At 70.9% G+C, this 23,519-nt stretch carries 17 protein-coding genes; 6 read left to right on the top strand and 11 right to left on the bottom strand.

Features of this window, described 5'->3' with window-relative positions:
- Window positions 1–262: 262 nt before the first annotated feature.
- Together ACFWSK_RS20525 and ACFWSK_RS20520 are read right to left on the bottom strand one after the other, a co-directional pair.
- Complete coding sequence (locus ACFWSK_RS20525; protein WP_383788038.1) at window positions 263–1,561, bottom strand: citrate synthase; 1,299 nt, start codon at window positions 1,559–1,561, stop codon at window positions 263–265.
- Window positions 1,562–1,759: 198 nt separating this feature from the next.
- Window positions 1,760–3,991: an ATP-dependent RecD-like DNA helicase gene (locus ACFWSK_RS20520; RefSeq protein ID WP_383788035.1), complete on the bottom strand. Its 2,232-nt coding sequence runs from the start codon at window positions 3,989–3,991 to the stop codon at window positions 1,760–1,762.
- Window positions 3,992–4,136: 145 nt separating this feature from the next.
- Between ACFWSK_RS20520 and ACFWSK_RS20515 the strand changes: the two genes are divergently transcribed.
- Window positions 4,137–4,643: a DUF6584 family protein gene (locus ACFWSK_RS20515; protein ID WP_383788033.1), complete on the top strand. Its 507-nt coding sequence runs from the start codon at window positions 4,137–4,139 to the stop codon at window positions 4,641–4,643.
- Between the two features lie 263 nt (window positions 4,644–4,906).
- Here ACFWSK_RS20515 and ACFWSK_RS20510 read toward each other — a convergent pair whose 3' ends face one another.
- From ACFWSK_RS20510 to ACFWSK_RS20500, 3 genes are read right to left on the bottom strand one after another with little or no spacing between them, the layout of a single operon-like run.
- On the bottom strand, window positions 4,907–5,737 hold the full coding sequence (locus ACFWSK_RS20510; RefSeq protein WP_383788030.1) for a sugar phosphate isomerase/epimerase family protein: 831 nt from the start codon (window positions 5,735–5,737) through the stop codon (window positions 4,907–4,909).
- A complete protein-coding gene (locus tag ACFWSK_RS20505; protein ID WP_383788027.1) occupies window positions 5,734–6,915 on the bottom strand; it encodes a dihydrodipicolinate synthase family protein in 1,182 nt (393 codons plus the stop codon). The genes ACFWSK_RS20510 and ACFWSK_RS20505 overlap by 4 nt, the downstream gene beginning before the upstream one ends.
- Window positions 6,912–8,063, bottom strand: a complete 1,152-nt coding sequence (locus tag ACFWSK_RS20500) for a Gfo/Idh/MocA family protein (RefSeq protein WP_383788024.1) — start codon at window positions 8,061–8,063, stop codon at window positions 6,912–6,914. Before ACFWSK_RS20500 ends, ACFWSK_RS20505 begins: the two co-directional genes overlap by 4 nt.
- A gap of 111 nt (window positions 8,064–8,174) precedes the next feature.
- On the opposite strand from ACFWSK_RS20500, the gene ACFWSK_RS20495 reads away from it, so the two are divergent.
- Together ACFWSK_RS20495 and ACFWSK_RS20490 are read left to right on the top strand one after the other, a co-directional pair.
- Window positions 8,175–9,269 carry a LacI family DNA-binding transcriptional regulator gene (locus tag ACFWSK_RS20495; protein ID WP_383788021.1) on the top strand — a complete coding sequence of 365 codons (1,095 nt, stop codon included), beginning with the start codon at window positions 8,175–8,177 and terminating at the stop codon, window positions 9,267–9,269.
- Window positions 9,270–9,326: 57 nt separating this feature from the next.
- Window positions 9,327–10,115, top strand: coding sequence for a sugar phosphate isomerase/epimerase family protein (locus ACFWSK_RS20490; RefSeq protein WP_383788018.1), 789 nt, complete (start codon window positions 9,327–9,329; stop codon window positions 10,113–10,115).
- A gap of 21 nt (window positions 10,116–10,136) precedes the next feature.
- On the opposite strand, the gene ACFWSK_RS20485 is transcribed toward ACFWSK_RS20490, so the two are convergent.
- Window positions 10,137–11,042 (bottom strand): EamA family transporter, encoded by a 906-nt coding sequence (locus tag ACFWSK_RS20485; protein ID WP_383788015.1) that lies wholly within the window; start codon window positions 11,040–11,042, stop codon window positions 10,137–10,139.
- Window positions 11,043–11,163: 121 nt separating this feature from the next.
- Between ACFWSK_RS20485 and ACFWSK_RS20480 the strand changes: the two genes are divergently transcribed.
- Together ACFWSK_RS20480 and ACFWSK_RS20475 are read left to right on the top strand one after the other, a co-directional pair.
- Window positions 11,164–12,072, top strand: a complete 909-nt coding sequence (locus tag ACFWSK_RS20480; protein ID WP_383788013.1) for a LysR family transcriptional regulator — start codon at window positions 11,164–11,166, stop codon at window positions 12,070–12,072.
- 159 nt (window positions 12,073–12,231) lie between these two features.
- On the top strand, window positions 12,232–14,061 hold the full coding sequence (locus ACFWSK_RS20475; RefSeq protein ID WP_383788010.1) for a glycoside hydrolase family 3 protein: 1,830 nt from the start codon (window positions 12,232–12,234) through the stop codon (window positions 14,059–14,061).
- A gap of 90 nt (window positions 14,062–14,151) precedes the next feature.
- On the opposite strand, the gene ACFWSK_RS20470 is transcribed toward ACFWSK_RS20475, so the two are convergent.
- The 3 genes from ACFWSK_RS20470 to ACFWSK_RS20460 all read right to left on the bottom strand — a co-directional run bounded on the left by ACFWSK_RS20470 (window position 14,152) and on the right by ACFWSK_RS20460 (window position 20,134).
- Window positions 14,152–15,630 carry a S28 family serine protease gene (locus ACFWSK_RS20470; RefSeq protein ID WP_383788007.1) on the bottom strand — a complete coding sequence of 493 codons (1,479 nt, stop codon included), beginning with the start codon at window positions 15,628–15,630 and terminating at the stop codon, window positions 14,152–14,154.
- Between the two features lie 93 nt (window positions 15,631–15,723).
- Entirely contained in the window at window positions 15,724–16,122 is a 399-nt protein-coding gene (locus ACFWSK_RS20465) for a hypothetical protein (RefSeq protein ID WP_383788222.1), read from the bottom strand.
- A 247-nt stretch (window positions 16,123–16,369) separates the two neighbouring features.
- Window positions 16,370–20,134: an ABC transporter ATP-binding protein gene (locus ACFWSK_RS20460; RefSeq protein ID WP_383788004.1), complete on the bottom strand. Its 3,765-nt coding sequence runs from the start codon at window positions 20,132–20,134 to the stop codon at window positions 16,370–16,372.
- 170 nt (window positions 20,135–20,304) lie between these two features.
- Here ACFWSK_RS20460 and ACFWSK_RS20455 point away from each other — a divergent pair, with 170 nt between their 5' ends.
- Window positions 20,305–20,667 (top strand): hypothetical protein, encoded by a 363-nt coding sequence (locus ACFWSK_RS20455; RefSeq protein ID WP_383788001.1) that lies wholly within the window; start codon window positions 20,305–20,307, stop codon window positions 20,665–20,667.
- A gap of 4 nt (window positions 20,668–20,671) precedes the next feature.
- Here the strand turns inward: ACFWSK_RS20455 and ACFWSK_RS20450 are convergent, their stop codons facing one another.
- The gene (locus ACFWSK_RS20450) at window positions 20,672–22,354 is read right to left on the bottom strand and encodes a thiamine pyrophosphate-binding protein (RefSeq protein WP_383787998.1); all 1,683 of its coding nucleotides are present in this window, start codon (window positions 22,352–22,354) and stop codon (window positions 20,672–20,674) included.
- The gene (speB, locus tag ACFWSK_RS20445) at window positions 22,351–23,319 is read right to left on the bottom strand and encodes an agmatinase (RefSeq protein ID WP_383787995.1); all 969 of its coding nucleotides are present in this window, start codon (window positions 23,317–23,319) and stop codon (window positions 22,351–22,353) included. The genes ACFWSK_RS20450 and speB overlap by 4 nt, the downstream gene beginning before the upstream one ends.
- Window positions 23,320–23,519: the final 200 nt, after the last annotated feature.

Raw genomic sequence — 23,519 nt, 5'->3', positions numbered from 1 at the left:
GCCGGATCCCGTGGGGGGAATCCGTCCCGGGACAAGGGAAGCGCCCTGTACGTCGACCCGTGGGGGGATCGGCGGCGGGGCGCTTCTCGCTTTCCCCCGCCGGAGGAAGCGGGGCGGCACCACGACTCCCCCGGAACGCCGAATCGCCCCGGACACCGCGCTCTGTGCGAAAGCGCGGTACGCGGGGCGAAGGCAGACGGCCCGAGGGAGGGCCAGGTGCGGCAGAGTCAGTCGTACCGGAAGGCTCTGCGGAGGATCGGGGTCAGCGACCCTCGACCGGGACGAAGTCGCGCAGGACCTCGCCGGTGTAGATCTGGCGCGGGCGGCCGATGCGCGATCCCGGCTCCTTGATCATCTCGTGCCACTGGGCGATCCAGCCCGGCAGCCGTCCGATCGCGAAGAGCACGGTGAACATCTCGCTCGGGAAGCCCATGGCCCGGTAGATCAGGCCGGTGTAGAAGTCCACGTTCGGGTAGAGGTTGCGCGAGACGAAGTACTCGTCGGAGAGCGCGTGCTCCTCCAGCTTGAGCGCGATGTCCAGCAGCTCGTCGGACTTGCCGAGCGAGGACAGCACGTCGTGGGCCGCGGCCTTGATGATCTTGGCGCGCGGGTCGAAGGACTTGTACACCCGGTGGCCGAAGCCCATCAGGCGGACGCCGTCCTCCTTGTTCTTCACCTTGCTGATGAAGGAGTCGACGTCGCCGCCGTTGGCCTGGATGCCTTCCAGCATCTCCAGCACCGACTGGTTGGCGCCACCGTGCAGGGGGCCCCACAGCGCCGAGATGCCGGCGGAGATCGAGGCGAACATGTTCGCCTGCGAGGAGCCGACCAGACGCACGGTGGAGGTCGAACAGTTCTGCTCGTGGTCCGCGTGCAGGATGAGCAGCTTCTCCAGCGCCGAGACGACGACCGGGTCCGGCACGTACTCCTGGGCCGGGACCGAGAACGTCATCCGCAGGAAGTTCTCGACGTAGCCGAGGTCGTTGCGCGGGTAGACGAACGGGTGACCGATCGACTTCTTGTACGCGTACGCCGCGATCGTCGGGAGCTTGGCCAGCAACCGGATCGTCGAGAGGTGGCGCTGCTCCTCGTCGAACGGGTTGTGGCTGTCCTGGTAGAACGTGGACAGCGCGCTGACGACCGAGGACAGCATGGCCATCGGGTGCGCGTCGCGCGGGAAGCCGTCGAAGAACCGCTTGACGTCCTCGTGCAGCAGCGTGTGCTGGGTGATCTCGTTCTTGAAGTCCGACAGCTCGTCGGCCTTGGGAAGCTCACCGTTGATCAGCGTGTAGGCGACCTCAAGGAAGGTCGACTCCTCGGCCAGCTGCTCGATCGGGTAGCCGCGGTACCGCAGGATGCCCTGCTCACCGTCGAGATAGGTGATGGCGGATTTATACGCGGCGGTGTTGCCGTATCCGCTGTCCAGCGTCACCAGGCCGGTATTGGCCCGGAGCTTCCCGATGTCGAAGCCCTTGTCGCCGACGGTGCTGTCGATCACCGGGTAGGTGTACTCGTCATCGCCGTACCGCAGTACTACAGCATTGTTGGTGTGCTCGCTCACGTCATCCCTCACCGACGTAGTGCCTCTTCTTCGAGGTGCCCTGACTGTCTTCCACCCTCCCCCATTTGGCTCAGGAGAGTGCACTCGGGGTCGTCCATTGGACCTACTGGCGGCACTCAGTGCCGCCAACTTACTCATCCTGCCCCCTTGAATCCGGTTCCGGAAGCCCTCCGTGATGTTTCCCACCGATTTGATCGATCATTTTTGTGCGAAGTCTTCGACGGACCCGCCCCGCAGCCGGAAATCCAGCCCCGTGCAGCGTCTGCCAGCGGAAACCGTGCGGACCGCCTGCCCGATGGCCTTGCGCGATCCGACCAGCACGACCAGCTTTTTTGCCCTGGTCACGGCCGTGTACAGCAAATTCCGCTGGAGCATCATCCATGCGCTGGTGGTGACGGGGATGACGACCGCCGGGTACTCGCTGCCCTGGGAGCGGTGGATCGTCATGGCGTAGGCGTGGGCCAGTTCGTCGAGCTCGTCGAAATCGTATGGAATCTCCTCGTCCTCGTCCGTGAGGACCGTCAGCTTCTGCTCATCCACGTCGAGAGAGGTGACGACGCCGACCGTGCCGTTGAAGACGCCGTTCTCCCCCTTCTCGTAGTTGTTGCGGATCTGCGTGACCTTGTCGCCGACCCGGAAGACCCGGCCGCCGAACCGCTTCTCGGGCAGGTCGGGGCGGCCCGGGGTGATGGCCTGCTGGAGCAGGCCGTTGAGGTGGCCCGCGCCCGCGGGACCGCGGTGCATCGGGGCCAGGACCTGCACGTCACGGCGGGGGTTCAGGCCGAACTTGGCGGGGATGCGCCGGGCCGCCACATCGACCGCGAGCACGCCGGCGTCCTCGGTCTCGTCCTCCACGAAGAGGAAGAAGTCGGACAGCCCCTGCGTCAGGGGCGGCAGCCCGGAGTTGATCCGGTGGGCGTTGGTGACGACTCCGGACTGCTGGGCCTGGCGGAAGATCGTGGTCAGCCGGACGGCGGGCACCGGGCTTCCCTCGGAGAGCAGATCGCGCAGCACCTCCCCCGCGCCGACGGAGGGAAGCTGGTCGACGTCACCCACCAGCAGGAGGTGGGCACCGGGTGCCACCGCCTTCACCAGCTTGTTGGCGAGCAGCAGATCGAGCATCGACGCCTCGTCGACGACGACCAGATCGGCGTCGAGCGGACGCTCCCTGTCGTACGCCGCGTCCCCGCCCGGCTTCAGTTCGAGCAGCCGGTGCACGGTGGACGCCTCGGCGCCGGTCAGCTCCGAGAGCCGCTTCGCCGCGCGCCCGGTGGGGGCAGCCAGCACCACCTTGGCCTTCCTCGCCCGGGCCAGCTCGACCACGGACCGGACGGTGAACGATTTGCCGCAGCCGGGGCCACCGGTGAGGACGGACACCTTGCGGCTGAGCGCGAGCCGGACCGCCGCTTCCTGCTCGGGCGCCAGAGTGGCCCCCGTCCGCTGCGCCAGCCAGGCGAGCGCCTTGTCCCAGTTTACGTCCTGGAAGGACGGCATCCGGTCCTCGGGCGTCCGCAGCAGCCGCTGCACCTGGGCGGCGAGGGCGATCTCGGCACGGTGGAAGGGCACCAGGTACACGGCGGTGACCGGCTGCCCGTCCTCCGGCCCCGGCACCTTCTCCCGTACGACACCCTCGGGGTCCTCGGCGAGCTCGGCGAGGCAGTCGATGACCAGTCCCGTGTCGACCTGGAGCAGCTTCACGGCGTCGGCGATGAGCCGCTCCTCGGGGAGGAAGCAGTGCCCCTGGTCGGTGGACTGCGACAGGGCGTACTGCAGGCCGGCCTTGACCCGCTCCGGGCTGTCGTGGGGGATGCCGACGGCCTGGGCGATCTTGTCGGCGGTGAGGAAGCCGATGCCCCAGACGTCGGCGGCCAGCCGGTAGGGCTGGTTCCTCACGACGGAGATCGAGGCGTCCTCGTACTTCTTGTAGATGCGGACGGCGATGGACGTCGAGACGCCGACGCTCTGCAGGAAGACCATGACCTCCTTGATCGCCTTCTGCTCCTCCCAGGCCACGGCGATCATCTTCGTCCGCTTCGGGCCGAGGCCGGGGACCTCGACCAGCCGCTTCGGCTCCTGCTCGATGATGTCGAGGGTGTCGACGCCGAAGTGCGTGGTGATCCGGTCCGCCATGACGGGGCCGATGCCCTTGATCAGGCCGGAGCCGAGATAGCGGCGGATGCCCTGGATGGTGGCGGGGAGGATCGTCGTGTAGTTCTCGACGGTGAACTGCTTGCCGAACTGCGGATGTGAGCCCCAACGGCCCTCCATCCGCAGCGACTCTCCGGGCTGCGCCCCGAGCAGCGAGCCGACCACCGTGAGGAGGTCGTTGGCGCCGCGCCCGGTGTCGACGCGGGCGACGGTGTACCCGTTCTCCTCGTTGGCGTAGGTGATCCGCTCAAGTACGCCTTCGAGGACGGCCATGTTGGACATGCGCCGACGCTACCGGTTCGTACTGACAGTCCGGCCGGGCCGGTACCCGCTGTCCACGGGCGCGCCGGGCCGCGTGCGTGCGGCCTGCCCGGATTCGTCCGAAACCCGTTCGACCGGGCCACCGTCGACCACCGATGATGCGCGCATGGCACTGACCGAGACCTTGACGCGCGTCGACGCGGACCTCGCCGCCGGGCGGATACCGCTGGCACGGCAGCGACTGCGGGGGCTTGTCTCGTCCTTCCCCCGGGACCGCGCACTGCGCCGCCGGCTGGCAGAGGTCTACCGGCTGTACGGGGATCCCGCCGAGGCCGGCCGCTGGATGTACCTGGAGGAGGACCGCTCCCCGCAGGAGACGGCCGCCTTCGAGAAGCGGTACACCGACCCCGTACGCAGGATGAAGGCGCTGGCCTGGCGTGGCCCGGAGGCGTCGGCGGGTTCTCCCTTCGCCGAACGGGAGTTGGCTTCCGTGCGCATCGCGGCGGGTGTGAGTCTCGGTCGGCAGGCCGACTGGGACACCCTCGCGGAGACCCTGGGCGACGCGGCGGAAGAGGGCTCGTTCCGTCAGTCCCTGGGGGCCGTGGGGTGCGCGCTCCTGGTACTCGCGTTCCTCGCGGTCTGGGTGAACGGGCTCGTCGACCTCTTCGACTGACGCGCCGCGGCCCGGCGGAGTGCCTGCCGGGCCGGGCCGATGCCCCCCGAGAGGTGTGCGACACGCCGTGGGCCCGGAAAGCGGAATGGGGCCCGGCCTCTCGGCCGGACCCCCCTCGCTTTCCCCTCCCGTCGGGAATTCCCGTCCCCCCGGACCCCTCCCCGGAAGTCCCGACGCTGAGTACGACCGGGCAAGGTACGTAAAGGTTGCATCCCTTTACGATCTCTTTACCTTTGATCGTTCCCAGGGCTCTCCCAGGGCTCTCAGCAGGCGTGTTCCAGGTACCGGGCGGCCACTTCGGCGAGGACTTCGGCGCCGTCGCGGGCCCACAGGGACTCGTTGAAGATCTCCACCTCGATCGGTCCCGTGAAGCCCGCCTCCTCGACCAGGTGCCTCAGAGCGCGGAAGTCCACGCTTCCCTCGCCGAGTTGGCCGCGGCCCAGCAGGACCCCCGCCGGAAGGGGAGTGATCCAGTCCGCGAGCTGGAAGGAATGGATGCGTCCGCCCGCGCCCGCGCGGGCGATCTGGGCGGGCGCCTGGTCGTCCCACCAGACGTGGTACGCGTCGACGACCACCCCGACCTGCTCGGCGGGGAAGCGCTCCGCGATGTCCAGGGCCTGGGACAGCGTGGAGACGACGCAGCGGTCCGACGCGAACATCGGGTGCAGCGGTTCGATGGCCAGGCGTACGCCGCGCTCGGCCGCGTACGGGGCCAGTTCGGCGAGCGCGTCCGCGATCCGTTCGCGGGCGCCGTACAGGTCGCGGCTGCCGGCCGGGAGACCGCCGGAGACCAGGACCAGGGTGTCGGTGGACAGGCCGGCCGCCTCGTCCACCGCCGCCCGGTTGTCGTCCAGGGCGCGGGCCCGTTCGGCCGGGTCGAGTGCGGTGAGGAAGCCGCCCCGGCAGAGGCTGGTGACGGAGAGGCCCGCGTCGGCCAACAGGCGGGCGGTGCGCTCGACCCCGTACTCCTGGACGGGGGCCCGCCACAGGCCGGCCTTGTCGATACCCGCCTTGACGCAGCCCTCCGCCAGCTCGGGCAGGGACCACTGCTTGATGGTCTCCTGGTTGATGCTCAGCCGGCCGAGATCGCTCATCGTGCTCCTCCGTGGACCGTCAGCAGCGCGCGCATCCGGGACTCGGCCAGCTCCGGATCGGGGAACAGACCCAGTCGGTCCGCGAGTTCGTACGCCTTCGCCAGGTGCGGCAGCGAGCGCGCGGACTGCAGGCCGCCCACCATCGTGAAGTGCTCCTGGTGTCCGGCCAGCCAGGCCAGGAAGACGACGCCCGTCTTGTAGTAGCGGGTCGGGGTCTGGAAGAGGTGCCGGGACAACTCGACCGTGGGGTCCAGGAGTTCGCGGAAGCCCTTCGTGTCACCCGTGTCCAGGACCCGTACCGCGTGCGCGGCCAGCGGGCCCAGGGGGTCGAAGATGCCGAGCAGCGCGTGGCTGAAGCCGCGCTCGTCGCCCGCGATCAGTTCCGGGTAGTTGAAGTCGTCGCCGGTGTAGCAGCGCACTCCGCCGGGAAGCCGGCGACGGACATCGATCTCGCGCTCGGCGTCCAGGAGCGAGATCTTGATGCCGTCGACCTTGTCGGGGTGTTCCGCGATGACCTTCAGGAAGGTGTCGGTGGCGGCGTCGAGGTCCGTGCTGCCCCAGTAGCCGTCCAGCGCGGGATCGAACATCGGGCCGAGCCAGTGCAGGACGACCGGTTCCGTGGCCTGGCGCAGGAGATGTGCGTACGTCTCCAGGTAGTCCTCGGGCCCCTTCGCCGCCGCGGCGAGGGCGCGGGAGGCCATCAGGATGGCCTGGGCTCCACTCTCCTCGACGAGCGCGAGCTGCTCCTCGTACGCCGCGCGCACCTCGGAGAGGCTCGCGGGTCCGGTGAGCTGGTCGGTGCCCACGCCGCAGGCGATCCGGCCGCCGACGGCCTTCGCCTCGGCCGCCGAGCGGCGGATCAGCTCCGCCGCTGCCGCCCAGTCCAGACCCATGCCGCGCTGCGCGGTGTCCATGGCCTCGGCGACCCCAAGGCCGTGCGACCAGAGGTGGCGGCGGAAGGCGAGGGTGGCGTCCCAGTCGACGGCGGCGATGGGGCCTCCCCTGCTCGAACGCAGTTGAGAGCTCGGGGAAGCGTCCGGGCTGACGTCGGCGTACGGGTCGGCGACGACGTGGGCGGCGGAGAAGACCGTACGGGAGGTGAGCGGGGTTTTGCCCGGCGCGAGGTCGAGCGGGGTGGCCCGGGGCTCGTACGGGCCCTGCGGAAGGTGGATCGTCACAGCGTCAGCTCCGGGACGTCGAAGCGCCGGCCCTCGGCGGAGGACTTCAGGCCGAGCTCGGCGAGCTGGACGCCGCGCGCCCCGGCCATCAGGTCCCAGGTGTAGGGCTCGTCGAGCGCGATGTGGCGCAGGAACAGCTCCCACTGGGCCTTGAAGCCGTTGTCGAAGACGGCGTTGTCGGGGACCTCCTGCCACTGGTCGCGGAACGACTCGGTGGCGGGGAGGTCCGGGTTCCAGACCGGCTTGGGGGTGGCCGAGCGGTGCTGGACGCGGCAGTTGCGCAGTCCGGCGACGGCGGAGCCGTGGGTGCCGTCCACCTGGAACTCGACGAGCTCGTCGCGGTTGACGCGCACGGTCCAGGAGGAGTTGATCTGGGCGACCGCCCCGCTCGCCAGCTGGAAGATGCCGTAGGCCGCGTCGTCGGCGGTGGCGGCGTACGGCTTGCCCTGCTCGTCCCAGCGCTGCGGTATGTGCGTCCGGACCTGCGCCTGGACGGTCGTGACCTTGCCGAACAGCTCGTGCAGCACGTACTCCCAGTGCGGGAACATGTCGACGACGATGCCGCCGCCGTCCTCGGCACGGTAGTTCCACGAGGGGCGCTGGGCGTCCTGCCAGTCGCCCTCGAAGACCCAGTAGCCGAACTCGCCGCGCACGGACAGGATCTCGCCGAAGAAGCCGCCGTCGATGAGGCGCTTGAGCTTCACGAGGCCCGGCAGGAAGATCTTGTCCTGGACCACGCCGTGCTTGATGCCGGCGTCACGCGCCAGCCGGGCCAGGTCCAGGGCGCCTTCGACGTCCGTGGCGGTGGGCTTCTCGGTGTAGATGTGCTTGCCGGCCGCGATGGCCTTCTTGATCGCTTCGACCCGGGCCGAGGTGACCTGCGCGTCGAAGTAGATGTCGATGGTGTCGTCGGCGAGCACGGCGTCCAGGTCGGTCGACCACTCGGTGAGGCCGTGCTGTGCGGCCATCTCCTCCAGGGCGTGGGCTCTGCGGCCGACGAGTACAGGTTCGGGCCACAGCACCTCGCCGCCGCCGAGGTCGAGGCCGCCCTGCTCGCGGATCGCGAGGATCGAGCGCACCAGGTGCTGCCGGTATCCCATGCGACCCGTGACGCCGTTCATGGCGATGCGCACTGTCCTGCGTGTCACGAAGTTCCCTCCATACAGCCGTAGCAAGCGCTTTCTATGCGGTATGACGCTAGCCTGCCGACAGCGACCCGGACAAGAGGGGGCGCTCTGATTACTCCTCGGAGGAAAGCGATGACAGTCACCCTGGCGGACGTGGCGGCTCGCGCCCGGGTGTCCCCGGCCACCGTCTCCCGTGTCCTGAACGGCAACTACCCGGTGGCCGCCTCGACGCGCGAACGGGTCCTGCGCGCGGTGGACGACCTGGACTACGTGCTCAACGGGCCGGCCAGTTCCCTCGCCGCGGCCACCTCGGACCTGGTGGGCATCCTGGTCAACGACATCGCCGACCCCTTCTTCGGGATCATGGCGGGGGCGGCCCAGACCGAGATCGGCGGCCCGGGTGACGGTTCGGGCCGGGCGGGCGGCGAGAAGCTCGCCGTCGTCTGCAACACGGGTGGCTCCCCCGCACGCGAGCTGACCTATCTCACCCTGCTCCAGCGCCAGCGCGCGGCGGCCGTGGTCCTGACCGGCGGAGCGCTGGAGGACCCCGTCCACCAGGCCGCGATGTCCGCGAAGCTGACCAAGCTCGCGGACGCGGGCACCCGGATCGTGTTCTGCGGGCGGCCCCCGCTCCCGGGCAGCGACGCGGTCGCCGCCTCCCTGGCCTTCGACAACCGGGGCGGCGCCCGGCGCCTGACCGAGCACCTCATCTCGCTCGGCCACCGGCGGATCGGCTACGTCGCCGGACCCCGTGAGCGCACGACCACCCGCCACCGCCTGGAGGGCCACCGCGAGGCGATGCGGGCGGCCGGGCTGTACGGGGACGAGAGCGACGGCAGGAAACACCCCGACGTGGAACGCCTCACCGTCCACGGCCCGTACGACCGCCGCTCCGGCTACGAGGCCACGCTCGAACTCCTGCGCCGCGAACCGGGCGTGACGGCGATCGTCGCCGCCAACGACACGGTGGCACTGGGGGCCGGGGCCGCGGTCCGCGACCAGGGGCTGCGCATTCCGCAGGACGTGTCGGTGGCCGGTTTCGACGATCTGCCGTTCTCGGTGGACGCGGTCCCCGCGCTGACGACCGTACGGCTGCCGCTGTTCGAGGCGGGGGCGCGGGCTGGCCGGCTCGCGATGGGCAAGGAGACCCCGCCGCCCGGCGGCATCGCGACGATCGCGGCGGAGCTGATGGTGCGGGGCTCGACGGCCCCGCCGCGGGTGGGCTGAGGTTTCCGCCTCCGGACCCCGGATACCCGTACACGGACCGACGGAAGGAACACGCACGTGAAGCTCGCTTTCTCGACCCTCGGAGTACCGGGGACGCCCATCGCCGACGTCGTCCGGCTCGCCGTCGACCACGGCTACCAGGGGGTGGAGCTGCGCACCCACCCGGAGGAGCCGGTCCACCTCGGGCTCTCACCCGCCGAACGGGCCGAGGTGGTCGAGGAGTTCAGGCGGGGCGGGGTGGAGATCCTGGCCCTCGCCGGCTACGTGCGCGTGGCGGCCGAGGGCGCCGACGAGCCCGTGATCGCGGAGCTCGCCCAGCTGGTCGAGCTGGCCCGGGATCTGGGCGCGCGCAACGTCCGGGTGTTCCCCGGCGGCGGCGACCAGGACCCGGAGGCGGCCGACGCGGCGGCCGCCCGCCGGCTCGGCGCCGCCGCTCCGCACGCCGCGGACCACGACGTACGCATCCTGCTGGAGACCCACGACTCGCACCGGGCGGGCGTGGACGCCGCCCGGGTGGTGGGGGCCGTCGGGCACAAGCACATCGGCGCGCTGTGGGACATCATGCACACCTGGCTGGCGGGCGAGGAACCGGTCGCCAGCCACGCCGTCCTGGCCCCGCACCTCGGTTACGTCCAGGTGAAGGACATCGCGTCGGCGGACCGCGTCGAACCCCTGCCGCTGGGCGCGGGCGTGCTGCCCCTGGGCGCCTGCCTGGACACGCTGGACCCGGACAGCTGGGTCTGCTGGGAGTACGAGAAGCGCTGGCACCCGGAGGCGGCGGAGCTGCCGGGGCTGCTGACAGCGGGGCGCGAGCACCTGCTGCGGCTGGGTGCGCCGAAGCAGTAGCCCGGACGCCGGAGCGGCAGCTCAGACCCGCTCCGGCTGTACGGCGGGCGCCTCGGGCACGGCACGGGGGCGGCGCACTCCCGCCAGGGAGGTCAGCGCCACACCGCCGACCAGCAGCGCCGCCGCGCACCACCGCAGCGGGCTCACCGACTCGTCGAGCAGCAGCGCGGCCGAGGTCATGCCGAAGACCGGCACGAGCAGGGTGAACGGGGCGACGGAGGAGGCCGGGTGGTGGCGCAGGAGGAAGCCCCAGGCCCCGAAGCCGAAGATCGTCGTGATCCAGGCGACGTAGACGATGATGCCCACGCCGCTCCAGTCGAGGGCGGCCAGCGCCTCGGCGTCGCGGTCCCAGCCCTCGAAGAGCAGGGAGAGTCCCAGCAGCGGCAGTACGGGCACGGTCGAGACCCAGACCATGAAGTTGAGGGAGTCGGACGGCGCGGCCCTGCGGGTCAGCACGTTCGACACGCCCCAGCAGGCAGCCGCCGCGACCACCAGGACGAACGCGAGCACGGGTCCGCCGGCCCCTTCGTCGACCGCGGCCACCCCGATGCCCGCGAGTGCGACGGCCATGCCCAGCACCCGTACCCCGCCCGGCCGCTCACCCAGCGCCAGGGCGGCGAAGAGCGCCGTGAAGACCGCCTGGACCTGGAGGACGAGGGAGGAGAGCCCGGCGGGCATCCCCTGGTCCATGCCGATGAAGAGCAGTCCGAACTTCGCCACCCCGAGGACCAGGCCGACGCCGATGATCCACTTCCAGGCGACCGTGGGCCGCCCGACGAGGAACACCGCGGGCAGGGCGGCGACGAGGAAGCGCAGGGCCGAGAAGAGCAGCGGCGGGAAGTGGTCGAGACCGATCTCGATGACGACGAAGTTCACACCCCAGACGGCGGCGACCAGCGCGGCCAGGGCGATGTGGAGGGGACGCATGCACCGAGCATCGGGCCCACGGACCATGTAGCACCAGCGCGGATTTCTACATGGTGCAATTGAGCATCGCTAATGCTTTCCTGCTCTCCGCTCACGCTTCCCTTCGGTCTGCGAGGTTCCGGTGCTCGATCTCTCCCGGCTGCGCGCGTTGCACGCGATCTCCGTCCATGGTTCCGTCGCGGGCGCAGCCGCCGCGCTCGGCTACACCCCGTCGGCCGTCTCGCAGCAGATCACCAAGCTGGAGCGGGAGACCCGTACGACGCTGCTCGAACGGCGCGGGCGGGGCGTCGCACTGACCGAGGAGGCGCTCCATCTGGCCGCCACCGCGCAGCAGTTGCTGGCGATCGTGGAGCAGGCCGAGACGACACTGGAGGAGCGCAGGGGGCTGCCCACGGGGCGGCTGTCGATCGGGGCGTTCGCCTCGGCGGCGCGCGGCCTGCTGCCCGGCGTGCTGGCGGAACTGGATCGCGAGCATCCGGCGCTGGAGGCCCGGCTGACCGAGGTCGACCCGCATCTGTCGGTCGATCTGGTTGCCAAGGGTGTGATCGATCTGGCGGTCGCACACGACTGGGACATCGCCCCGCTGCCCGCCCCGGAAGGCGTCGCCCAGGCCGTGATCGGCGACGACCGGTGCGATCTGCTCGTACCGGAGGGCCATCCGCTGGCCGGACGAGAGGCGGTGCGGCGCGCGGAGCTGGCCAAGGAGCGGTGGATCTGCCAGCCGCCGGGGACGGTCTGCCACGACTGGCTCGTACGGACCTTGCGGGCGGCGGGGTACGAGCCGGACATCAGGCACCAGGCCGAGGAGAACCACACTCAGCTGGCCCTGGTCGCCGCCGGGCTCGGGGTCGCGATGATCCCCCGGCTGGGGCGGGGGCCGCTGCCGGCGGGCGTGGTGGCGGTGCGGCTCGATCCCGTACCGGTGCGGCGGCTGTACGCGCTCTGGCGCACGGAGGCCGCGCGGCGTCCCGCGATCACGGCGGCGGTGGACGCGTTGCGGGTGTACGGGGCGGAGGCGGGGCTGGCGTGACGCGGGTGAACGGCACCGTGGGCGCCGTTTCGTCCTCGATCGCCGGACGGCCTCGAAATGCTGCCGTGCCCCTTTTCTGGGCCATACCCTTGACTGGTAGTTACTTTCCATATATCCGTACAGTCTTGGAAGTTTCTTTCAGTACCGGAAGGAGCTCACGTGCACCACCGCACCTCCCGACGCGCCCTCCTCACCGCCGCCGCGGTCTCCGCCGCAGCAGCCGCGACAGGCGCAGTCGCCCCCGGCGCGGCCGCCGAGGAGTCCGTCAGCGCCGCCACGCACGACCGCCTCAGACGGCTCGTCTCCGGGATGAGTCTGGAGGAGAAAGTCGGCCAGCTCTTCGTGATGCGGGTGTACGGGCACTCCGCCACCGATCCCGACCAGGCCGACATCGACGCCAACCTCACCGAGATCGGGGTGCGCACGGCGGCCGAGCTGATCTCCACGTACCACGTCGGCGGGATCATCTACTTCGCCTGGGCGCACAACACCCGCGACCCGCACCAGATCGCCGAGCTCTCCAACGGCATCCAGCGCGCCGGGCTCGCCGGGCGCACCCCCCTGCCGCTGCTGATCTCCACCGACCAGGAGCACGGCATCGTCTGCCGGGTCGGCGAACCCGCCACGCTGATGCCCGGCGCGATGGCCCTGGGGGCGGGCGGATCGCTCTCCGACGCCCGCCTCGCGGGCCGGATCGCGGGCGCCGAGCTGGCCGCGATCGGCATCCGGCAGAACTACGCGCCGGACGCCGACGTCAACGTCAACCCGGCCAACCCCGTCATCGGCGTACGCTCCTTCGGCTCGGACCCGCAGTCGGTGGCCGGCCTCGTCGCCGCGCAGGTGAAGGGGTATCAGAGCGCCGGGATCGCCGCCACGGCCAAGCACTTCCCCGGCCACGGCGACACCAACACCGACAGCCACACCGGCATCCCGTACATCCACCACACCCGGGAGCAGTGGGCCGAGCTGGACGCCCCGCCGTTCCGGGCGGCGATCGCCGCGGGCATCGACTCGATCATGACCGCGCACATCGTGGTCCCCGCGCTCGACGCCTCGGAGGACCCGGCGACGCTCTCGCACCCGATCCTCACCGGGGTGCTGCGCGAGGAGCTGGGCTACGACGGTGTCGTGGTCACCGACGCGCTGAACATGGAGGGGGTACGGACGAAGTACGGCGACGACCGGGTGCCCGTGCTCGCGCTCAAGGCGGGCGTCGACCAGTTGCTGAACCCGCCGGACCTCTCCGTCGCCTGGAACGCCGTCCTGGCGGCCGTGAAGAGCGGTGAGATCAGCGAGGCACGGATCGAGGAATCGATCCTGCGCATCCTGCGGCTGAAGGCGAAGCTCGGACTGTTCCGCGACCCGTTCGTCAGCCGCCGGGGCGTGGACACGGTCGTCGGCATCCGGCCGCACCTCGCCGCAGCCGACCGGATCGCCGAACACACCACCACGCTGCTCGCCAACTCCGGTGGACTGCTGCCCCTTTCGCGCCTCTCCCACAGGAACCTCCTGGTGGTCGGCGCCGATCCGGCCTCGCCGTCCGGCACGACGGGCCCGCCCACCGGCACGCTCGCCGCGGCCTTCAACGAGCTCGGGTACACGGCGACCGCCCTGTCCACCGGCACGGCCCCCACCCAGGCGAAGATCGCCGAGGCGGTGGCGGCGGCGCAGGGCAAGGACGCGGTGGTGGTGGGGACGTACAACGTGTCGATGACCAGCTCGCAGCGCACGCTGGTCAGGTCGCTCGCCGCGACCGGCGTCCCGGTGATCGCCGTCGCCATCCGCAATCCGTACGACATCGCCCGGCTCGACGGGACCGGGTACGCGGCGAGCCTCGCCACGTACTCCTGGACCGATGTCGAACTGCGGGCGGCCGTAAGGGTCATCGCGGGCGTCGCCCGTCCGCAGGGCAGGCTGCCGGTGCCCGTCCAGCGCGCGGACGATCCCACGCAGGTGCTCCACCCGGTCGGTTACGGACTCTCGTACTAGCAGGGACACGCCAGGACATGCCGAGGGGCTGTGCCCGCCGGGTTCGCTGTACGGAACCCGGCGGGCGCAGCCCCCTTCGGTGTCAGGGCGTCACGGACGCAGTGTGCCCTGGTCCCGCTCGGTCTTCGCGTCCCGCTTGTCCAGGCGCGCGTCGTAACGGGCGAGCGGCTTCGCCTTCGACGGGTCGGCCTGGACGGCCGCCGGGGCGACCCCGGCCCAGCGCAGGATGGCAGCGACGGCCTCGGCCTTCTCGTCGGCGACGAGACCGGACACCTTGGCGCCGTGGTTGCCGCCCGGCACGGTGTAGACGTAGCTGTCACGGGCGCCCGCGCCGAGGCGGAAGGGCTCCGCGCCCCACGGGTCGTTCTCGCCGTAGACGTACATCATCCGGTTGGCGTTGTGCCGGACCCAGCTGTCCACGTCCCGCATCTTCGACGGCTGGAACCTCATCGGGATGTCCCGGGGCACGAAGTTGCGCGGCGGCTGGTAGCCGTACCGGCTCAGGTCGCCGAGCCACGGCTGCTTGATGTCCGGCGATCCGAGCTGGGTGCCCGCCTGGTAGTAGTACGGCGTGTACGGCGCCAGCCCCTGGTCGGTGTAGAAGGAGAAGCCGGAGATGCCGTCGACCGAGTCCCAGATCGCGTCATCGGTGGCGTTCACGGCGTCGGCCGGGATGGCCTCGCAGTCGGAGACGAGGCCGTACTGCCAGTACGCCCAGACGTAGTCCATGACCACGGCCTCGTACGCCTTGTCGAGCGAGCCGACGGTGTCGAAGGTGTAGCCGTTCTCGGCGGCGAGCGCCTCGTACCTCTTCTCCATGGACTCGCGGCGCACGAGCGCCTCGCGCTGCACCCCGGCCAGCCGGTCGCGGCAGTCCTTGGTGCCGACGTTCTCGAAGAACCGGTCGTACGCCGAGTCCTCCTTGTTCACCACGTCGTTGGGCGCCACGTAGGCGACGACGCCGTCCATGTCCTTGGGGTAGAAGCGCTCGAAGTACGTGGCGGTCATGCCGCCCTTGGAACCGCCCGTGGTCAGCCAGTTCTTGGTGTAGATCTTCTTCAGCGACTTGAAGACCCGGTGCTGGTCGCTGGCGGCCTGCCAGATGTCCAGCTTGGACCAGTCGGCCGGCGCCGGGCGGGACGGGGTGAAGAAGCGGTACTCCAGCGAGACCTGGTTGCCGTCGATGATCTGCGTCGGCTCACTGCGGCTGGGGTTGGTGGAGACGTTGTAGCCACTGGTGAAGAAGACCGTCGGGCGGCTCGTGTCCTTGTGCAGCAGGGTGACGCGCTGCTGGAACGTGCCCTTGGACGGGTTCCGGTGGTCCACCGGCTGGGTGTAGTTGAGGACGAAGTAGCGGTATCCCGGATACGGCTTCTCCTGGATCAGACTCATCCCCGGGATGGCCAGGATGCGGTCCTTGATGTCCTCGCTGCTTGCTTCGCTGCTGATCGTGCTGCTCTGCGTCGCGGTCGGTTCCGCGGCGGTGGCCGCACCGGCCGAGGCCCCTGTCGCACTGACAGTGCCTATGAGCACCGCGAGCGACAGAACCCCTGTGAGCGCCTTGCGCATGCACCCTCCCCTTGATTCACGACATTCGCCGTGAACCTAGCGGGGGCAACACGTGCCACGCCAGACCCGGTGGTCCGATCTTTCAACAGGGCGTCAGCAGAGAATCCATCCGGTGGAACCCGAACTGCCCGAAACGGCACCCGTCGCGCGGACACAGCGGTTGAGCGCGTAGACCGTGACCGGGCCCGCCCTCGTCGTGAAACGGCCCTTGTCGACGACGGGCCGGCCGCCGCGCGCCTGGAGCGAGACGCTCATCGCGCGACGGGCTCCGGGCTTCTTGGCGACCGTGACCGCGCAGACGTAGGCACGGCTCTTGTAGACGCGCAGCTCACCCTTGGCGAAGGACACCGTCTTCGCCGGCCGTCCGGAGCAGGGAGCGGCGGCCTGGGCGGGTGCGCCGAGGGCGAGGGCGAGGGACGCCAGCAGCGGCAGGACGAGCAGATACGCCAGGGCACGCCTGCCCCTGGGGTGCGCCAGGCCGGCAGAGCGCACGGAGCCCACGGAGCCCACGGAGCCCACGGAGTCCGGAGAGCTCACCGAATGCGGGGCTCTTTCTGCTCCCTCTGCTCCCGACGGTCTTGATGACCTCAGCGGTCTCACCATCCCCATCGAACACATTGGCCCTACCTGAGACGTGCGCGTACATGCGTACGACGCGAGCGGCCGCCCGAAGGTTGCACGCGGACAGGCCCGGACGGGCTTGATTTTTCGGGCCCGTCCGGGGATCGAGAACACCGCGTCACACCGCCGCCGGTTCGTCCTCGCCGATGAACGTGCGCCACAGGCGGGCGTACGTCCCGCCACTGGCCAGCAGTTCGTCATGGGTGCCGTCCTCGACGACCCGGCCGTGGTCCATCACGACGACCCGGTCCGCACGGGCCGCAGTGGTCAGCCGGTGCGCCACGACCAGCGTGGTCCGGCGGCCGGTGAGCCGGTCGGTGGCCTGGTTGACCAGGCCCTCGGTGGCGAGGTCCAGGGCGGCCGTGGCCTCGTCGAGCAACAGGATGTCCGGGTCGACCAGTTCGGCGCGGGCCAGCGCGATCAGCTGGCGCTGGCCGGCCGAGAGGTTGCGGCCCCGCTCGGAGACCTCGTGCAGATAGCCGCCGTCCAGCGTGGCGATCATCTCGTGCGCGCCGACCGCCCGCGCCGCCGCCTCCACCTGCGCGTCGGTGGCGTCCGGCAGACCGTAGGCGATGGCGTCACGGACCGTACCGGCGAAGAGGTACGCCTCCTGCGGCACGACCCCGAGCCGGTGCCGGTACGCGGTCATGTCGAGCCTGCGCAGATCGGTGCCGTCCGCAGTGACCCGGCCCGCCGTCGGGTCGTAGAACCGGGCGACGAGCTTGACGAGCGTGGACTTGCCCGCGCCCGTCTCGCCGACGAAGGCGACCGTCTGCCCCGCCGGGATACGCAGGTCGATCCCGGTGAGGGCCTCTTCCTCGTCGTTGTACGCGAAGGAGACGTCCTCGAAGGCGATCTCGCCGCGCAGCGACAGCACGTCCAGCGGCTCGTCGGGGTCGGCCGTGGACGTCCGCTCCTGGAGGAGTTCCTGGATGCGGCCGAGGGAGACCGTGGCCTGCTGGTAGCCGTCGAAGACCTGGGAGAGCTGCTGCACGGGGGCGAAGAACAGCTCGATGTAGAGGAGGTACGCGACCAGCGCACCGGTGGTCAGCGTCCCGTTGTCGACACGGCCCGCACCGACGATCAGCACGGCGGCAGCGGCGACGGAGGACAGCAGCTGGACGAAGGGGAAGTAGACCGAGATCAGCCACTGGCCGCGCACCCGGGCCTCGCGGTAGTGGTCGCTGCTCGCGGCGTACCGCTCGGCGCCGTCCCGCTCGCGGCGGAACGCCTGCACGATGCGCAGTCCGGAGACGGACTCCTGGAGGTCGGCGTTGACTGCGCTGATCCGCTCGCGGGCCAGCTCGTACGCCGCGACGCTCCTGCGGCGGAAGAAGAACGTCCCGATGACCAGGACGGGCAGGGTCGCGAAGACGACCAGCGCCAGTTCGACGTCGAGGACGAGCAGGGCGACCATGATACCGAAGAAGGTCACGACGGAGACGAAGGCCGTGACCAGACCGGTCTGGAGGAAGGTGGACAGCGCGTCCACGTCCGTCGTCATCCGGGTCATGATCCGGCCGGTCAGCTCGCGCTCGTAGTAGTCGAGGCCGAGCCGCTGGAGCTGGGCGAAGATCTTGAGGCGGAGCGAGTACAGGACCCGCTCACCGGTGCGGCCCGTCATCCGGGTCTCACCGATCTGGGCGAGCCACTGCACGAGTACGACGAACAGGCCCAGCCCGGAGGCGGCCCAGACCGCGCCGAGCGCCAGCTGGGTGACGCCCTCGTCGATGCCGTGCCTGATCAGCACGGGCAGGAGCAGGCCCATGCCCGCGTCGACGGCGACGAGCCCCAGGCTCACCAGCAGCGGCAGCCCGAAGCCGCGCAGCAGCCGGCGCAGGCCGTAGGACTCCTCGGCCCGTACGGCGTTCGCCTCGTCGATGTCCGGGACGTCGGTGGCCGGCGGCAGCGCGTCGACCTGGGCCAGCAGTTCGGGGGTGGCGGGCATGCCGTCAGCCACCGGGCCGCGCGGCTCCTCCTTGCGGATCCACAGCTCGGGGGTGATGCCGTGCTCGGCGTCGAACTCGGCCTCCAGCTCCTCCTGGACCGTCCGGTCGTCCTCGCGCACGTCCGCCCTGACCGGCCGGTGACCGGGTGAGGTGGCACCCAGCTCGTCCGGATCGGTGAGGAGACGGCGGTAGAGCGCGGAGCGCCGCTCCAGCTCCTCGTGCGTACCGATGTCGGCGAGCCGGCCCTTGTCGAGGACGGCGATCCGGTCGGCGAGGCCGAGCGTGGAGCGGCGGTGGGCGATCAGGAGGGTGGTGCGGCCCGCCATCACCTGCTTGAGGGCTTCGTGGATCTCGTGCTCGACGCGGGCGTCGACGGCGGACGTGGCGTCGTCCAGGAGCAGCAGACGGGGGTCGGTGAGGATGGCGCGCGCGAGCGCGACGCGCTGGCGCTGACCGCCGGAGAGGGTGAGCCCGTGCTCGCCGACCGTGGTGTCGTAGCCCTTCGGCAGGTCCGTGATGAAGCCGTGGGCCTGCGCGGAGCGGGCGGCCTCCTCGATCTGTTCCTGGGTGGCGTCCGGGAATCCGTACGCGATGTTGGCCCGGACGGTGTCGGAGAACAGGAAGCTGTCCTCCGGTACGAGCCCGATGGCGGCGCGGAGCGATTCCTGGGTGAGTTCACGGACGTCGTGACCGCCGACGAGGACGGCGCCGTGCGTCACGTCGTAGAAGCGGGGCAGCAGGAGCGAGACGGTGGACTTGCCGCTGCCGGACGAGCCGACCACGGCGACGGTCTCGCCGGGCTCGATGGTGAGCGAGAAGCCGTCGAGGACGAGGCGCTCGGAGGCTCCGCTTCCAGGGTCACTGTCTCCATCGGAGGCGGAGCGAGGCGGAGCGTAACCGAAGCGGACGTCGTCGAACTCGACGCGCGCCGGGGCGTCGGCCGGGAGCTCCTTCGTGCCGTCCGTCATGGTCGGCTCGGTGTCGATGAGCTCCAGGACGCGCTCCACACCGGCCCTGGCCTGCTGGCCGACGGTGAGGACCATGGCGAGCATCCGGACCGGGCCGACGAGCTGGGCGAGGTAGGTGGAGAAGGCGACGAACGTGCCGAGGGTGATCTCCCCCCGGGTGGCCAGCCAGCCGCCGAGTGCGAGCATCGCGACCTGGCCGAGCGCGGGCACGGCCTGGAGGGCGGGGGTGTAGCGGGAGTTCAGCTTGATGGTGCGCAGCCGGCCGGCGAAGAGCTTGCGTCCGACCTCGCGCAGCTTGCCGGTCTCCTGGTCCTCCTGCCCGAATCCCTTGACGACCCGGACCCCGGAGACGGCGCCGTCCACGACTCCGGCGACGGCGGCGGCCTGGCTCTGGGCGTACCAGGTGGCGGGGAAGAGGCGGGTGCGGGAGCGGCGGGCGATGAACCAGAGCGCGGGGGCCACGGCCACGGCGACGAGGGTCAGGAGCGGCGAGAGCCACGCCATGATCACCAGGGAGATGACGAAGAGCAGGACGTTCCCGATGGTCATCGGGAGCATGAAGAGAAGCCCCTGGATCAGCTGGAGGTCGCTGGTGGCGCGCCCCACGACCTGCCCCGTGGACAGCTCGTCCTGCCGCTTCCCGTCGAGCCGGGTGATCGTCGTGTACATCTCGGTACGCAGGTCGTGCTGGACGTCGAGGGCGAGCCTGCCGCCGTAGTACCGCCTGATGTAGGTGGCGATGTAGACGAGCACGGCCGCGCCTATGAGCAGTCCGGTCCAGACGGCCAGGGAACGGGTGTGCCCGACGACCACGTCGTCGATGATCACCTTGGTGATCAGCGGGACGAGTGCCATCACGGCCATGCCGGCGAGCGAGGAACCCAGCGCCAGCATCACATTGCGCCGGTAGCGCCATGCGTATCCGGTCAGCCGCCGGCCCCACCCCTGTTGCTCCGCGCCCTCCACCGATGCCTCCCGTTCGACCCGCTGTCCACCTGATCTACCGGAAGTCACCAACGCGGTCAGCAGCGGATTTCATCCCGCCGCAACACGAACGGCGGTTCTCCGGCCGTGCGGGCGTCCCTGCGTCGGCCGCGGGGTAGTCATGCTCAGCACCCCAGGACCACGGAGGGAACATGCCGGTCGAACAGCCGTCGGACGCCTATCGCAGCGGGCAGCTCTACGCGGCGCTCGAGGCACTTCAGAAGCTCGGTGACGTCGGTTTCCGCGCGCTGGGACGCCCGGAGTCACGGGCCAGGGCGGCGGCGAAGCCGCTCACCCATCTCCGCGATCCCCTGTGGATGGTCGGCAGGTCCTACGACGCGGCCCGGCGGCGGGGGCGGGCCGCCGCCGCCGGCTCCGTGTTCCGGTCGATCCCGGACCTGATGCCCTCGGGGAAGGAGCTGCCGGGCAGCCTCGGCCCCGAGGAGCAGAAGGAGTTCCTCCTCGGCCGACAGGCGCAGGAGGACGCCATCGCCGAGGAGACCGGGTTCCGCTGAGCGCCTACAGGTGCGTCGGCTCGAACATCCTCAGCAGGGCCGGGAGCACCACCACGGAGGGGCCGGGCGCCGCCAGGGCCTTCGCGAGGTCCTCGGTGAGGGAGTCCGGCGTCGTACGGACCGCCGGGACACCGAAGGACTCGGCCAGGGCCACGAAGTCGGGGCGGGCGAGTTCCGTCCCGGTGGCCTCGCCGAAGGCGCCCGTCATGTACTCGCGCAGGATGCCGTAGCCGCCGTCGTCGACGATCAGCCAGGTGACGGGGAGGCCGTACTGCCTGGCCGTGGCCAGTTCGGCGATCGAGTACATCGCGCCGCCGTCGCCGGACACCGCGAGGACCGGCTGCGAGGGGTCGGCCGCCGCGGCGCCGATGGCCGCCGGGAAGCCGTAGCCGAGGCCGCCCGCGCCCTGGGCCGAGTGCATCGTGTTCGGGTGGCGGGCGTCGAACGCGGACCAGGCCCAGTACGCGAGGATCGTCATGTCCCAGAAGCTGGGCGCGGTGTCGGGCAGCGCCTCGCGCACCGAGGCGAGGACCTGCTGTTCCAGGGTGAGGTCCTGGGCGTCGATCCGGGCCCGTACCTTCTCCAGCACCGTACGGACCCGCTCGGCCGCGGTCCCGTCCTCGCGCGCCCCGACCGCGTCGAGGAGGTCGGCGAGCGCCTCGCGGGCGTCGGAGTGGATACCGAGGGCGGGGTGGTTGGACTCCAGCTTCCCGGCGTCGGCCTCGATCTGGATGACCCGGCCGCGCGGGCTGAACGTGTGGTAGTTCGATGAGAGCTCGCCCAGGCCCGAGCCGACGACCAGCAGGACGTCCGCGGACTCCAGGAAGTCCGTCGTGTGCCGGTCCTCCAGCCAGGAGCGCAGCGACAGCGGGTGCTCCCAGGGGAAGGCGCCCTTGCCGCCGAAGGTGGTGACGACCGGAGCGTCGATCTTCTCCGCGAGGGCGCGCAGCTTGCCCGCCGCGTCGGACCGTACGACTCCACCGCCCGCGATGATCGCAGGCCGCTCGGCCTTCGACAGCAGGTGGGCCGCGGCGACGGTCAGCTCGGGGCGCGGGTACAGGTCGCGCGGGGTGGCGTCCATCGCAGTGACGACCGGCAGGACGGTCTCGGCGAGGAGCACGTCCTGCGGGATCTCCACCCAGACCGGGCCGTGCGGAGCGGTGAGGGCGGACTCCCAGGCGGCCGCGATCGCGGACGGGATCTGGGAAGCGGTACGCACGGTGTGCACCGACTTCACGATGTCGCGGAACGACGCCTTCTGGTCGCGGAGCTCGTGCAGGTAGCCGTGGCGGCCGCCGCCGAGACCCGCGGTCGGGATCTGGCTGGAGATCGCGAGCACCGGGGCGGATGCGGCCGCCGCCTCCTGGAGCGCGGCGAGCGAGGTCAGGGCGCCGGGACCCGTGGAGAGCAGCAGCGGGGCGACCTCTCCGGTGATGCGGCCGTAGGCGTCGGCGGCGAAGCCCGCGTTGTTCTCGACGCGCAGACCGATGTACGTGAGGGAGGAGCGGCGCAGCGCGTCGAACATGCCGAGCGCGTGCTGGCCCGGCAGCCCGAAGACGGTCGTGGCGCCGAGGCCCTGGAGCGTCTCGATGACGAGGTCGCCGCCGTTGCGGCCGGGCGGCGGGTTGAGGGCCGCCTCGGCCTGCGCGGGGGTGAGCTGCGGGCGGTCGTCGTGGTCGTGGCTCACTTCGTACGCGCCTCTGCGATCTGGCGGGACATGATCGTGGTCAGTTCGTACGCCGTGTGGGAGGCGGCGACGGAGGTGATCTCCGCGTGGTCGTACGCGGGGGCGACCTCGACCAGGTCGGCGGAGACCAGGTTGCAGGAGGAGAGCCCGCGCAGGATCTCCAGCAGCTCGCGGGAGGTGAGGCCACCGGCCTCGGGGGTGCCGGTGCCGGGCGCGTGGGCCGGGTCCAGGACGTCGATGTCGATGGAGATGTAGAGCGGGCGGTCGCCGATCCGCTGGCGCAACTGGTCGGCGATCTCGTCGACGCCCCGGCGCATGACGTCGGCGGAGGTGACGATGCCGAAGCCCATCTTGGCGTCGTCGGTGAGGTCCTGCTTGCCGTACAGCGGGCCGCGCGTGCCGACGTGGGAGAGCGCCTCGGTGTCGAGGATGCCCTCCTCGACGGCCCGGCGGAACGGGGTGCCGTGGGTGTACTCGGCGCCGAAGTAGGTGTCCCAGGTGTCCAGGTGCGCGTCGAAGTGGAGCAGGGCGACGGGGCCGTGCTTCTTGGCGACGGAGCGCAGCAGGGGCAGCGCGATGGTGTGGTCGCCGCCGAGCGTCATCAGGCGGGCGCCGGTGCCGAGCAGGTCGTCGGCCGCGGCCTCGATCGTGTCGACGGCCTCGTTGATGTTGAACGGGTTCGCGGCGATGTCCCCTGCGTCGGCGACCTGGGCGAGGGCGAACGGGGAGGCGTCCTGGGCGGGGTTGTACGGACGCAGGAGACGCGAGGCCTCACGGATCGCGTTGCCGCCGAAGCGGGCGCCCGGCCGGTAGGAGACACCGCTGTCGAAGGGCACGCCGACGACGGCGACATCGGCGGCGCCGACCTCGTCGAGCCGGGGCAGCCGGGCGAAGGTCGCGGGCCCCGCGTACCGCGGCACACGGGACGAGTCGACGGGACCGCGCGGCGTTTCGTTGCTGCTCATGGGACGGAGTGCCTTTCCTTCGGTTTTCGTACGGTACTTCGAGTGTGCGGGGTCCGGCGGCGGAGCGGGGTCCCCGCCTCGAAAAGGTTGCGTCCTCGGTCGCCCGGCGGGGCCGGACACCCCCCCCCGCCCCCCCCCACGCACCGGCCGGTGGTTGGCCCCACCATAAACCGGTGCCGCCCCCCCCCCCCCCCCCCCCC

The sequence above is a fragment of the Streptomyces sp. NPDC058620 genome (assembly GCF_042717135.1).
Lineage (GTDB): Bacteria > Actinomycetota > Actinomycetes > Streptomycetales > Streptomycetaceae > Streptomyces.
Note: the sequence above shows the minus strand (reverse complement) of the source record. Positions and strands in the feature narration are given on the sequence as shown.

What these genes read in the sequence shown, in the direction of transcription:
- ACFWSK_RS20510 (WP_383788030.1), bottom strand. Translation starts at nt 5,737, where the DNA reads ATGAGCGATCTCGGCCGGCTGAGCATCAACCAGGAGACCATCAAGCAG.
- ACFWSK_RS20485 (WP_383788015.1), bottom strand. Translation starts at nt 11,042, where the DNA reads ATGCGTCCCCTCCACATCGCCCTGGCCGCGCTGGTCGCCGCCGTCTGG.
- ACFWSK_RS20470 (WP_383788007.1), bottom strand. Translation starts at nt 15,630, where the DNA reads ATGCGCAAGGCGCTCACAGGGGTTCTGTCGCTCGCGGTGCTCATAGGC.
- speB (WP_383787995.1), bottom strand. Translation starts at nt 23,319, where the DNA reads ATGAGCAGCAACGAAACGCCGCGCGGTCCCGTCGACTCGTCCCGTGTG.
- ACFWSK_RS20520 (WP_383788035.1), bottom strand. Translation starts at nt 3,991, where the DNA reads ATGTCCAACATGGCCGTCCTCGAAGGCGTACTTGAGCGGATCACCTAC.
- ACFWSK_RS20495 (WP_383788021.1), top strand. Translation starts at nt 8,175, where the DNA reads ATGACAGTCACCCTGGCGGACGTGGCGGCTCGCGCCCGGGTGTCCCCG.
- ACFWSK_RS20455 (WP_383788001.1), top strand. Translation starts at nt 20,305, where the DNA reads ATGCCGGTCGAACAGCCGTCGGACGCCTATCGCAGCGGGCAGCTCTAC.
- ACFWSK_RS20515 (WP_383788033.1), top strand. Translation starts at nt 4,137, where the DNA reads ATGGCACTGACCGAGACCTTGACGCGCGTCGACGCGGACCTCGCCGCC.